General features: G+C 66.3%; 11 protein-coding genes and 1 riboswitch. Of the genes, 9 read left to right on the forward strand and 2 right to left on the reverse strand.

Features of this window, described 5'->3' with window-relative positions; translation table 11 throughout:
- Window positions 1-60 precede the first annotated feature (60 nt).
- From FHS48_RS01325 to cobJ, 5 genes are all read left to right on the forward strand, one after another.
- Window positions 61-1,473 carry a sensor histidine kinase gene (locus FHS48_RS01325; RefSeq protein ID WP_184260432.1) on the forward strand — a complete coding sequence of 471 codons (1,413 nt, stop codon included), beginning with the start codon at window positions 61-63 and terminating at the stop codon, window positions 1,471-1,473.
- Between the two features lie 136 nt (window positions 1,474-1,609).
- Window positions 1,610-2,341, forward strand: a complete 732-nt coding sequence (phoU, locus tag FHS48_RS01330; protein ID WP_184260435.1) for a phosphate signaling complex protein PhoU — start codon at window positions 1,610-1,612, stop codon at window positions 2,339-2,341.
- A gap of 115 nt (window positions 2,342-2,456) precedes the next feature.
- Window positions 2,457-2,662: riboswitch (cobalamin riboswitch) on the forward strand.
- Between the two features lie 148 nt (window positions 2,663-2,810).
- On the forward strand, window positions 2,811-3,437 hold the full coding sequence (locus tag FHS48_RS01335; protein WP_184260438.1) for a precorrin-8X methylmutase: 627 nt from the start codon (window positions 2,811-2,813) through the stop codon (window positions 3,435-3,437).
- Window positions 3,434-4,174 carry a precorrin-2 C(20)-methyltransferase gene (locus tag FHS48_RS01340; protein ID WP_260402281.1) on the forward strand — a complete coding sequence of 247 codons (741 nt, stop codon included), beginning with the start codon at window positions 3,434-3,436 and terminating at the stop codon, window positions 4,172-4,174. The genes FHS48_RS01335 and FHS48_RS01340 overlap by 4 nt, the downstream gene beginning before the upstream one ends.
- A gap of 5 nt (window positions 4,175-4,179) precedes the next feature.
- A complete protein-coding gene (gene cobJ / locus FHS48_RS01345; protein ID WP_184260441.1) occupies window positions 4,180-5,886 on the forward strand; it encodes a precorrin-3B C(17)-methyltransferase in 1,707 nt (568 codons plus the stop codon).
- A 16-nt stretch (window positions 5,887-5,902) separates the two neighbouring features.
- On the opposite strand, the gene FHS48_RS01350 is transcribed toward cobJ, so the two are convergent.
- Window positions 5,903-6,892, reverse strand: a complete 990-nt coding sequence (locus FHS48_RS01350; protein ID WP_184260444.1) for a hypothetical protein — start codon at window positions 6,890-6,892, stop codon at window positions 5,903-5,905.
- A 165-nt stretch (window positions 6,893-7,057) separates the two neighbouring features.
- Window positions 7,058-8,020, reverse strand: a complete 963-nt coding sequence (locus FHS48_RS01355; RefSeq protein WP_184260447.1) for an MBL fold metallo-hydrolase — start codon at window positions 8,018-8,020, stop codon at window positions 7,058-7,060.
- A 264-nt stretch (window positions 8,021-8,284) separates the two neighbouring features.
- Here FHS48_RS01355 and FHS48_RS01360 point away from each other — a divergent pair, with 264 nt between their 5' ends.
- The 4 genes from FHS48_RS01360 (at window position 8,285) to FHS48_RS01375 (ending at window position 12,433) form a co-directional block, all read left to right on the forward strand.
- Entirely contained in the window at window positions 8,285-9,748 is a 1,464-nt protein-coding gene (locus tag FHS48_RS01360; RefSeq protein ID WP_184260450.1) for a circularly permuted type 2 ATP-grasp protein, read from the forward strand.
- On the forward strand, window positions 9,729-10,655 hold the full coding sequence (locus tag FHS48_RS01365; RefSeq protein ID WP_184260452.1) for an alpha-E domain-containing protein: 927 nt from the start codon (window positions 9,729-9,731) through the stop codon (window positions 10,653-10,655). Before FHS48_RS01360 ends, FHS48_RS01365 begins: the two co-directional genes overlap by 20 nt.
- A gap of 22 nt (window positions 10,656-10,677) precedes the next feature.
- A complete protein-coding gene (locus tag FHS48_RS01370; protein WP_184260455.1) occupies window positions 10,678-11,550 on the forward strand; it encodes a transglutaminase family protein in 873 nt (290 codons plus the stop codon).
- 127 nt (window positions 11,551-11,677) lie between these two features.
- Window positions 11,678-12,433 carry a proteasome-type protease gene (locus FHS48_RS01375; RefSeq protein ID WP_184260458.1) on the forward strand — a complete coding sequence of 252 codons (756 nt, stop codon included), beginning with the start codon at window positions 11,678-11,680 and terminating at the stop codon, window positions 12,431-12,433.
- Window positions 12,434-12,449 lie beyond the last annotated feature (16 nt).

Consider the following 12,449-nt stretch of genomic DNA (forward strand, 5'->3'; position numbering starts at 1 on the left):
TCCGGTTTTCTGCCCGGCCCTGCCACGTCCCCGTTCCGGGGTTGACGCTGGGGGGCGGGTATGGCTGACCTGCGGCGTCATGTTCCCCTGCCCCGGGTGATGCGGCTGGGGGCGGTGGTCTCTGCCCCGTTTGCCGCCGTGCTGATCGGGCTGGTCCTTGGCGGCTGGCTGACGGTGGCCCCGGCTTTCTGCGCCTTTCTGCTGACCTATGCCGTCGTCCTGCTGCTGCTGCGGCCGCTGATGGGCGATCTGATGGGCGTGGCCTTTTATCTGCGCAATGAAGCCGACGACGACGTTCTGACCCGCCCGCCGGAAATCCGCTTTTCCGAAACCGGGCGGGATGTGGTGGTTGCCGCCTATACCCTGCGGGCCCGTCTGCGCCGCCGGCTGTTGCAGGCCGAGGCGCTGGCCGACTTCCATGGGGCGGTTGCCCGTAACCTGCCGATTCCGCTGCTGATCGTCTCGCCGGACCGGGTGGTGCTGCGGGCCAATGCCGCCGCCGCCGCCGTCATGGGGCGGGAACCGGAAACCAAGGCACTCGCCACCATCATCCGTGATCCGGCAGCGCTGGAGGCGGTGGACCGGGTGCTGGAGGGCGGCCAGCGCCAGACCGTGCACCTGACCCTCGGCGGACCGGTGGAGCGGGCCTTTGATGTCACCGTTGAGCCGCTGCCGGACACCGGCGAGGGCCGTCAGGCGATGATCCTGCTGCATGACGTCACCCCGCTGGTGCGGGCGGAGCAGATGCGGGCGGATTTTGTCGCCAACGCCAGCCACGAACTGCGCACCCCGCTGACCAGCGTGCTTGGCTTCATCGAGACCCTGCGCGGTCCGGCCCGCGATGACACCGAGGCGCACGAACGCTTCCTCGGCATCATGTATCAGCAGGCGGTGCGGATGAAGCGCCTGATTGAGGACCTGCTGTCGCTGTCGCGGATCGAGCTGCACGAACACACCCAGCCGACCGACAGCGTTGATCTGGCCGAAGTGGTGCAGGGCATCGCCGAAGGCATGCAGCTTCAGATCCAGAACAAGGGCATGACCCTTGTCACCGATATTCCCGACAGCCTGCCGCCGGTGCTGGGGGACCCTGACGAACTGGCGCAGGTGGTGCAGAACCTGCTGACCAATGCCGTCAAATACGGTCTGGACGGCACCACCGTCACCATCACCGCCCGGCAGGCGGAGCGCGGCCCGGCGGCGATGCCACAGGCCACCCGCGCCGACTGCGTGATGCTGACGGTGCGCGATCAGGGCGAGGGCATCGCCAAGGAACACCTGCCGCGCCTGACCGAACGCTTCTACCGGGTCGATACCGCCCGCTCCCGCCAACTGGGCGGCACCGGGCTGGGGCTGGCCATCGTCAAGCATATCGTCAACCGCCACCGTGGTGCCCTGATGATTGACAGCGTTGTCGGCGAAGGATCGGCCTTCAGTGTGTTCCTGCCCCGCTGTGACCGGCCCGGCCCCTGAGTGTCATATTTCATTATTTTTTCCCTTGCCGTCCGTTTCAGTTTAGCGGATCAACTGTCCCTTCTGCCGACCACCTGACCGCCCCGTACAGCGCAACCCCAGCCGTATACCGGGCGCACCAGCCAGAGAGATCACCATGGCTCCCCAAGAGGAAATGCACACCGTCCGCTCTTTTGACAGTGAACTGGATCGCCTTGGGCAGACCATCGGCCGCATGGGCGGACTGGCGGAGTCGCAGCTGGCCTCGGCCCTGCAGGCCCTGAGCCAGCGGGATCTGGACCTCGCCTCGCAGGTGGTGACCGGCGACGAAGCCGTCGACAGCGTCGAAGACAACATCAACGAACAGGTGGTCCGCCTGCTGGCCCTGCGCCAGCCGATGGGCGAGGACCTGCGCGTCATCATGTCGTCGCTGAAGATCGCCAGTGCGCTGGAACGGGTGGCGGACCATGCCGCCTCCACCGCCCACCGGGTGGAAATCCTGAACAAATCAGCCCCGATCCCGGCGGTGAAGACCGTCGGCCGTCTCGGCGCGCTGGTGCTGTCGCTGCTGAAGGAAGCGCTGGATTCCTATCTGCACCGCGACTGCGACCGCGCCCTGAAGGTGTGGCAGCGCGATCAGGAGGTGGACGACCTGTACTCCTCGCTGTTCCGCGAGCTGCTGACCTACATGATGGAAGACCCGCGTCACATCACCCCCTGCACCCACCTGATGTTCATCGCCAAGAATCTGGAGCGGGTCGGCGACCACGCCACCAATCTGGCGGAAGTGACGTGGTTTGTGGTCAAGGGCAGCCAGCTGAAATCCGGCCGCCCCAAGTCGGATGACACCTACGCCATCGGCACCGGCTCGCCGGAAGCCGACGCCTGAGCCCCTGCCGACAGATGAGACCCGGCCCGTTTTCTGTCCCGAAAGCGGGCCGCTGCTTTTCGCACATGCAATAAATCTGCGGTTCCGTTCTTTCACCGACGGTCATGATGGTGTAAGAAACGGTCTGACCGACGGTGCCCGCCATGGGCCGCAAGACGGGAACACGGAACGGAAGCCGGGCAGACCGGCGCCGGAAAACCGTGGCTGCCCCCGCAACTGTACGCGGCGAGGTGATATCATCGTGCCACTGGGATACCCCGGGAAGGCCGCTATCACCCCCGACCCGCCAGCCAGGAGACCGGCCGTTGGTCCACGGTGACGTGCCCGGACAGGGAACCACCGGCGGCGGGCCATACCGGGCGGGGCGAACCGGCAGACCCAGCAGGACTGCGCACCCCGCATCCGCCGCCCGGAGTTTCCCCATGCCGGACCGTCAAAAAAACAGGCCCTGACGGGAGGACGAGACCGGATGCTGGACTATATCCGCGACGGCCAGGAAATTTACCGGCGATCCTTCGCCATCATCCGGTCAGAAGCCAATCTGGCCCGGATCCCCGCTGATCTGGAAAAACTGGCAGTACGGGTGGCCCATGCCTGCGGCATGCCCGATGTGGTCGATGACCTGATGTTCTCCGACGGGGCCGGGGCCGCCGGGCGGGCCGCACTGGCCGCCGGAGCCCCGATTTTCTGCGACTGCCGGATGGTGTCCGAAGGCCTGACCCGGGCCCGCCTGCCCGCCGGAAACGATATTCTCTGCACCCTGCCGGAACCCGGCGTGCCGGAACGGGCGCAGGAGATCGGCAATACCCGCACCGCCGCCGCACTGGACTGGTGGCTACCGCGCCTTGAAGGATCGGTGGTGGCGATCGGCAATGCCCCGACCGCCCTGTTCCGCCTGCTGGAACTGCTGGACGCCGGAGCCCCGAAACCGGCGCTGATCCTTGGCTTCCCTGTCGGCTTTGTCGGTGCCGCCGAATCGAAGGACGAACTGGCCGCCAATCCGCGCGGCGTGCCGTTTGTCGCCGTACGCGGCCGCCGTGGCGGCAGCGCCATGACCGCTGCGGCGGTCAACGCCCTTGGGACGGAGAAAGAATGATGCTGGCACCCGCACCCGGCCGCCTGTTCGGACTGGGCGTCGGCCCCGGAGACCCGGAGCTGGTGACCCTGAAGGCCCTGCGCCTGCTTCAGAGCGCCCCGGTGGTGGCCTATCTGGCCGCCAAGGGCAAGAAAGGCAACGCTTTCAGCATCGTCGAATCCTACCTGAAGCCGGACCAGACCCTGCTGCCGCTGATCTATCCGGTCACCACCGAAAAGCTGCCGCCGCCGTTTAATTACGAAACCGCCCTGCGGGATTTCTACGATGACTGCGCGGTTGAGGTCGCCGGGCACCTGAAGGCCGGGCGCGATGTGGCGGTGGTCTGCGAAGGGGACCCGATGTTCTACGGGTCGTTCATGTATCTGCATGACCGGCTGGCCGAGGATTTCCCGACCGAGGTGGTGCCGGGGGTCTGCTCCATCGTCGCCTGTGCCTCCGTCGCCGGGGCACCGCTGGTCTACCGCAACCAGAGCCTGACCGTGCTGTCCGGTGTGCTGCCGGAAGAGGAACTGCTGGAGCGGCTGCGCGGCTGCGAGGCCGCCGCCATCATGAAGCTGGGCACCAACTTCGCCAAGGTGAAGCGGGTGATCGACGCCCTCGGCCAGACCGACCGCGCCGTCTATGTGGAGCGGGCAACCATGGCCAACCAGCGCACCGCCCCCTTCGCCGAGGTTGACCCGGCCACCGTCCCGTATTTTGCCATGGTGCTGCTGCCCGGCACCCGCTGGGAAGGCTGATCCGCATGCTATCCTCCGCCCGGCCCGCCGCCCCGGCGGTGGTCATTCTTGGCACCGGCAGCCTGCCGGTGGCCCGCCGCCTGCGCGATACCCTGCCGGGGGCTGAGATTTTCGGCCTGACCTCCCGGGTCAGCGCCGAAGACGTGATCCCCTGCGAGTCCTTCGGGGATACCCTGCGCCTGCTGTTCGGGCGGGACCGCCCGGTGATCGCCCTGTGCGCGGCGGGCATCGTCATCCGGGCACTGGCACCGCTGCTGGGCAACAAACGGGCGGAACCGCCGGTGCTGGCGGTGGCCGAGGACGGGAGCGCCGTGGTGCCCCTGCTGGGCGGCCTGCGCGGCGTCAACGCGCTGGCCCGGCAGATGGCGGCGGCGCTGGACTGTCCGGCGGCGATCACCACCAGCGGCGAGCTGCGCTTCACCCTGACGCTGGAGCAGCTTCCCCCGGGGTTCCGGGCCGCCAACCCACAGGACAGCAAACGCTTCATGTCGGATCTGCTGGCCGGGGTCGGGGTCCGTCTCGACGGCCATACTGACTGGGGGGCCGACTGGCTGGCTGACAGCCGTCTGACCGATGATCCCGATGGTCCGCTGCGCCTGACCGTCAGCCCGGAGGCCCGGGCCCCGGCCCCGGATGAACTGCTGATCCGCCCGCAGGTGGTGGCCGTCGCCGTCACCGCGGCCAGTGCCGCCTCGGCCCGGGCGGTTCTCGCCCGGCGCGGCCTGTCAGAGCAGGCGGTGGCCTGCGTCCTGACCCCGCCAGAAGACGCCGGAGCGGCAGAGGTGCTGGCACTGGCGGCGGCGCTGGACTGCCCGCAGCGGGTGCTTCCGGCGGGTTTGACCGCTGACAGCCTCGGAGACGGCCTGACCCGACATCACGACGACGGCGTCAGCCTGCTGATCGGGTCCACACCGCGGGCGGTGCAGTCGCTTGGCCAGCCGCGCGGCAGCGTCACCGTGGTCGGCACCGGCCCCGGCAGCCGGGAGTGGATGACTCCGGCGGTGAAGGCGGCCCTGACCGCCGCCACCGATGTGATCGGCTATCAGTTTTATGTCGATCTGGCCGGGCCCTACCGCCCCGATCAGGCGCTGCATACCTCCGACAACCGGGTGGAGCTGGACCGTGCCCGCCACGCCTTCAGCCTTGCCGCCAGCGGGCGGCAGGTGGTGGTGGTGTCCTCCGGCGACGGCGGCATCTTCGCCATGGCCGCCGCCGTTCTGGAGGCGCTGGAGGACAGCGCCGATCCGGCGTGGCATGCGGTCGCCCTGCGGATTGAGCCCGGTGTCACCGCCGCACAGGCCGCCGCCGCCCGGGCCGGGGCGGCGCTGGGCCATGATTTCTGCGTGATCTCGCTGTCGGATAACCTCAAACCGTGGCCGGTGATCGTCACCCGGCTTGATCATGCCGCCGCCGCCGATCTGGTGATGGCTTTTTACAACCCGATCTCCAAAGCCCGGCCGTGGCAGCTGGCCGAAGCCTTTGACACCGTGCGCCGCCACCGCAGCCCGGAGACCCCGGTGCTGTTGGGCCGCGACATCGGACGCCCGGCGGAAACCGTCACCGTCACCACACTGGGCGCGGTCACGCCGGATCAGGTGGACATGCGGACGGTGGTGATCGTCGGATCCTCGCACAGCCGCACCTTCCCCCGGGCCGATGGCGGGCGGTGGCTGTACGCCCCGCGCTGGTACGGTGAGAAGCCGGTGAAATGACCGGAGGGAGGGGGAGCTATGGCTGCATCCGCTCCCCCTGCGCCGTCAGGGGCTGCACCGTGATCCAGCGGCCCCGCCTCCGCAGGGCTGAAACCTCCGGCAGCTCGAAACGCCGCAGACTGTCCTGCACCGGCCCGGCGTCAGGGTTGGACAGGACAAACACCGTCCGCCCCTCAAAGGCGACAGCCGTGACGGCGGCGGCAAAATACCGCTGCCACAGGGCGTGAAAACTGCCATCGGCCCAGGCTGCCATCAACCCCCGCTCCAGCCGCCGCAGATGGGCGGCATCAGACCGGTGGGCGAAGAAAAACTTCGGTAACGGATAAAACAGCGCCACCCCGGGCGCGACGGTCAGCCCCGCCGCATTGGCTTCCGCCGCCTTGGCGATATCGCGGGACACTTCGTTGATGCCCCGCCAGTACAGATCGGCCCGCCCCCGGGCCACCATCAGGGCCATGCTCTCGCGGGAGCTGATCTCCTCCACCGGCAGGCCATGGTCGCGCAGAATACCGACATCCTGCCACCCCAACCCCTGCACCGAGGAAAACCGGCTCAGGTCGGCAAGGGTCCGGACCTCGGTGGTCATATCCGCCACCACCCCGGTGGACAGGGCCAGCCGCAGGCCGGTGATCCCCGAGTCGGTGGGGAAAGGAATATAAAGCAGCTCCTGCATCAGCGCGGCGGTGGCGGTCTGCACCACGATCTGCCCGGGATAGGCCCGGCGGCGCAGATCCTGCACAACGCGCGGCGTCGTCACCCGGTCCGGGGCGGCCTCCATCCGGTACGGGCCTTCCGCCGCCACCGTGTGGTCCAGCGCAAGGCGCATCAGCGCCTCCTCAAAATCCCGCTCCTGCCCCTCCGGCACCGGGCGGGGACGGTAGGAAAACACCATCTCCGCCTGCCCGGCCCATGCCTGCGGCAGCAGCACCAGCAGACACAGCCCGGCAAGCGCCAGAACGCCCGGCAGGCCCCAGACCTGTGACCGGACACGGACCGGAGCGGACATCACAGTCTCCTCGTTTCCCCGCCCGGCAGAAAACCGGTGGTGGATTTTCCCCCACACTGCCCCTTTTTTCACCATCCTGCCAATAGGCCGGAAGCGCCATCCCCCAAAAGACAGCGGGGCCGCCCACCGGACAGCCCCGCATCGAGAAGACAGCAGACCGGGCGATCAGCCGTTGTTCAGCGCCCCCCACATCTCGCGGTCGCGCTCGGCGGTCCAGATCTGCGGGCGGATCAGCCCCTTCGCCTCATCCACGGCGCGGGCGACGTCAAACGGCATGCAGTGTTCGTAAATCACCCACTGCCCATACTTCGGATCCATCCGTTCCTTGCACAGGGCGAAGATCGCCTTCAGGTCGAGGCCCTTCTCCACCCCTTCCCGCGCCGCGCCATACAGGTCGGTGATGAAAGCCTGCGTCATCTTCAGGGCCTCTTCACAGGCAGCGGCGGAGGTCAGGGCATCGCCCCGGCCCGGCACCATCTTTTCCGGCTGAAGGTCGCGCAGGGCCTGCAACGTGGCCGGCCAGTCGCGCAGATGGGCATCGCCGGTGTAGGGGGTGGCGTGGTATTCCACCAGATCCCCGGCGTAGAGGATCTTCTGGTCCGGCAGCCAGGCGATGGTGTCGCCCTGGGTGTGGCCCTTGCCGGGCGACCAGATCTCCACCTTGCGGTTGCCGAGATCGACGGTCAGTTTGCCATCGACGACGATGGTCGGCCAGGTCAGGCCGGGAATGCTCTCATGGCCCCGGAACAGGCGCGGGAAGCGGCCGAATTCGCTTTCCCAGTCCTGCTGGCCACGCTCGACGATCATTTCGTAGGTCAGCTGCGAGGCGATGATGTGTTCCGGCTGATAGGCCGCCGCCCCCAGCACCCGCACCGCATGATAATGCGACAGAAGCACATACTTCACCGGCTTGTCGGTGATCTCACGGATGAACGTCAGCACCTGCTGGGCCATCAGCGGGGTGGCCTGCGTATCAATCACCATGACACCGTCATCGCCGATGATCACGCCGGTGTTGGGGTCTCCTTCCGCCGTAAAGGCATAGGCCCCGTCGCCGAGCTTGGCGAAGGTGATTTTTTTTTCGCCCAGATCGCCGGTGGAGGCAAAGGTGGGTGCGGCCTTGGTCATGACGGTCCTCTCCAGTGGTGTCTGTCCGGCCGGAACGGGGCCCCGGCGGACCGTTTTTTCTGAGTATGGTTCCAGAGTAACGCGTTTTTAGTTTCATTTGAAACGACTTTTTATGGCGATTTTTTGCACACAACTTTTGCGGAAGCCTATTTTTTCGCCATAAACAGCGTTCCCTGATATGCAAAGCCCTGATTTTTAAGGGGTTCCCAATTGGCCCAAGGCTTGCGTAGGATCTTTAGGGGAAACAGAAACAAGGGAGGCACTATGGGGTCAAAACGTGCCTTTGACGAAATGCATGGCAGCGGCAAGATCATCCGCGAGCCATACTCCAGTTACGGCGAATGGTTGCATTCGCTGGATATCAGCGAGCTGGGGCGCCGTCATGCGGCAGCGGACGTTATCTTCCGCCGCATGGGGATCACCTTTAACGTATACGGCGATGAGGGCGGGGTTGAGCGCCTGATCCCCTTCGACGTGGTACCGCGTATCCTGTCCGCCGGAGAATGGCGGACCATCGAGCGCGGCGTCATTCAGCGGGTTGATGCGCTGAATGCCTTTCTCAATGACGTTTACAACGATCAGGACATTCTTAAGGCCGGTGTGGTCCCCGCCGACATGGTGCTGACCAATGCCGCCTTCCGCCCGCAGATGCTGGGCCTGCGCGTGCCGCAGGATGTTTACGCCCATGTCTCCGGCGTCGATATCGTCCGCGTTGATGAAGACACCTTTTATGTGCTGGAAGACAACGCCCGCACCCCGTCCGGTGTCTCCTACATGCTGGAAAACCGGCAGACAATGATGCGTCTGTTCCCGGAACTGTTTGCCTGCCATGCCATTGCCCCGGTTGAACATTACCCGGAACTGCTGCTGGAGACGCTGCGCTCCGTCGCCCCGCGCGGGGTGGATGACCCCTGCGTGGTCCTGCTGACGCCGGGCCAGTACAACAGCGCCTTCTTCGAACATGCCTTCCTTGCCCAGCAGATGGGGATTGAGCTGGTCGAAGGGCAGGACCTGTTCGTGGACGGCGGCAAGGTGTTCATGCGCACCACCCGTGGCCCGCGCGCCGTACACGTGATTTACCGCCGCATTGATGACGATTTCCTTGATCCGCTGGCGTTCCATCCGGACAGCATGCTGGGCGTGCCCGGTCTGCTGGCGGCCTACCGCCTCGGCACTGTCAGCATCTGCAACGCCATCGGCGGTGGCGTGGCCGATGACAAGGCGATCTACACCTATATGCCCGACATCATCCGCTTCTATCTGGGGCAGGAACCGATCCTGAGCAACGTTCCGACCTGGAACCTGCGCCGCCCGGATGACTGCGCCTATGTGCTGGAGCATCTGCCGGATCTGGTGGTGAAGGAGGTCCACGGCTCCGGCGGCTATGGCATGCTGGTCGGCCCCGCCTCGACCAAGGCGGAGATCGAGGCCTTCCGGCAGCGGATCATCGCTGAACCGGCCCGCTTCATCGCCCAGCCGACCCTCAGCCTCTCAACCTGCCCGACCTATGTCGATCAGGGCATTGCCCCGCGCCACGTCGATCTGCGGCCGTTTGTGCTGTCCGGGCGGGAAACCCGGGTGGTGCCCGGCGGCCTGACCCGCGTCGCCATGCGCGAAGGCTCGCTTGTCGTCAACTCCTCGCAGGGCGGCGGCACCAAGGATACCTGGGTGCTGGATGATACCCCGCGTTCCGCTCAGGGGGGCCGCCATGCTCGCACGCGCCGCTGATACCCTGTTCTGGATGGCCCGTTATGTGGAGCGGGCCGAACAGACCGCCCGTGTGCTGGAAGTGTCGCTGCGCTCTGCCATGCTGCCGCACAACCAGACGGTTAATGAATGGGAAATCCCGCTGTCGATGACCGGCACGCTGGATGACTACTACCGCTGCCATGAGGACCTGAGCGACGGCCGCGTGCTCAGCTTCATGATTCTGGAACGGCAGAACATCGCCAGCATCCGCACCTCGCTGTATTCAGCGCGCGAAAATGCCCGCGCCGCCCGCCACCTGCTGACCAGCGAGCTGTGGGAAAGCCTGAACCAGAGCTGGCTGACCATCGCTGACATGACCTGGCCGGACCTGACCAAGAAAGGGGTCAGCGAACATCTGGAATGGGTGCGCTTCCGCTCCCACCTGTTCCGGGGGGCCTTGCAGGGCTCCATGCTGCGGTCGGAAGGATTCCACTTCGCCCGTCTGGGCATCGCGATGGAACGGGCCGACAACACCGCCCGCCTGCTGCGCGCCCGCTGGGACAGTCTGGCATCGGACCAGAACAGCCGGTTCGGCCCGGATTACTACCGCGCCACCGTGCTGCTGGAAGCGCTGTCGGCCTTCAAGGCCTACCGCGAGGTCTATTCGGCCCGGCTGGAGCTGCACAAGATCGCCGATCTTTTGCTGCTGCGCCCCGATATGCCGCGCTCGCTGGCCTACAGCGTGCGGGAAATCGAAAACACCGTCACCGATCTTGACCCCGGCAGCCCGGTGCTGCGCGAGGTCCGGGCCCTGCGTCACCGGCTGGATACGGTGCAGGTCGCCGACCTGACCCGCGTCGGCCTGACATGGTTCCTTGATGACATGTCCACGCAGCTGTCGGCACTGTCCACCAGCCTGCAACGCCAGTTCATGATGGCGCAGTAAGGAAACGGGGGGAGGAACCACAATGCGTCTGCACATCCGTCATGAAACCCGCTACCACCTTGACCATCCGGCCCGGCGGTCGGTGCAGTACCTGCGCCTGACCCCACGGCTGGACCGCTGCCAGCAGGTGCTGCGCTGGACCATCACCGGCCCGGAAACCGTCGCCCCGTGGACCGACGGCTTCGGCAACCGCGTGCATGTCGCCAGCGAGGGCGAAGCCCACAGCGAACTGGTGTTTACCGTCGACGGCGAGATTGAGACCATGGACACCTGCGGCGTGCTGCCGCTGGACGATGGCCTGCCGCCGATGATGTTCCTGCGCGACACCCCGCGCACCCATGCCGATGCGGCAATTCTGGCGCTTGCGGCGGAGGCCGCAGGTGTAGAGGCCGCCGCTGGTATAGAGGCCACGGCGGAGGCCACCGCGCAGCCGCCACTGGCCCCGGTGGGGGACGAGGTGCCGACCCTGCACCGCCTGATGGGGCTGGTCGCCGACCGCGTCGCCTACCGTGCCGGACACACCGATGTCGGCAGCACGGCGGCGGAAGTGCTGAAACACGGTTATGGCGTCTGTCAGGACCATGCCCACCTGTTCATCGCCTGTAGCCGGGCCATGGGCATCCCGGCCCGCTATGTCTCCGGCTATCTGTGGTCGGAGCATACGGAAATGGCCAGTCACGCCTGGGCCGAATCGTGGGTGAAGGGCCTTGGCTGGGTCAGCTTTGATCCGGCCAACCGGCAGTCTGCCACCGACGCCTACGTGCGGCTGGCGGTGGGGTTCGATTACGCCGACGCCTGCCCGGTGACCGGAATCCGCGCCGGGGGCGGGGGAGAGTCGATGGATGTCTCCGTCACCATTGCCCCGCTGCCCGGGTGGCAGTCCGGTCAGCAATAGGTCTGTTTCCCCGTTAAAATCCTGCCACTTCGTGTACACTGCACGGCATCCCCGGCGGCCACCGCTGCCGGGGATGCCGCTGCGTCTGCATTCCACCCTACGTCTTTAAGAGCCCGGTATCCGCATCATGACCTATTGCCTTGGCCTGCGCCTGAACGCCGGGATGGTGTTCGTCTCCGACTCCCGGACCAATGCCGGGGTGGATTTCATCTCCGCCTATCGCAAATGCTTTGTGTTTGATCAGGCCGAAGACCGCATCATCGTCATCCTGACCGCCGGGAATCTGGCAATCACCCAGTCGGTGATCAGCCTGCTGGAGGACCGGGCCGAAGGCGGCGACCCCAAGCGCAGCCTGTATGCTGCCCCGTCGATGTTCGAGATTGCCCGCATCGTCGGCAACACTCTGCGCGAAGTACACGCCGAAGACGCCGAGTCGCTGCGCCAGCACAACACCGAATTCAACGCCACCATGATTGTCGGCGGCCAGATCCGCGGGCGGCGGATGCGGATGTTCAACGTCTACGCTGCCGGAAACTTCATCGAAGCCGGGGAAGATACCCCCTACCTCCAGATCGGCGAGACCAAATACGGCAAACCGATCATCGAGCGGGTGGTGACCATGGACACCCCGCTGGTGGAAGCCGCGAAATGTGCGCTGGTGTCGTTTGACTCCACCATCAAAAGCAATCTGTCGGTGGCGCCGCCGCTGGACATGGTGATCGTGCCGACCGACAGCCTGAAGGCCCAGGTGCGCTGGCGGATCACCGAAGACGACCCCTACTTCCTCGACATCCGCCGCCGCTGGGGCGAGGGCCTGCGGTCGCTGTTCGTCAATCTGCCGGATCCTGCCGCCGTGGTCGGCGGCCTTGACGGCCTGAGCTGACCCACCGGATCACCGA

This window comes from Novispirillum itersonii, from assembly GCF_014205675.1.
Taxonomy (GTDB): Bacteria; Pseudomonadota; Alphaproteobacteria; order Rhodospirillales; family Rhodospirillaceae; genus Novispirillum; species Novispirillum itersonii_A.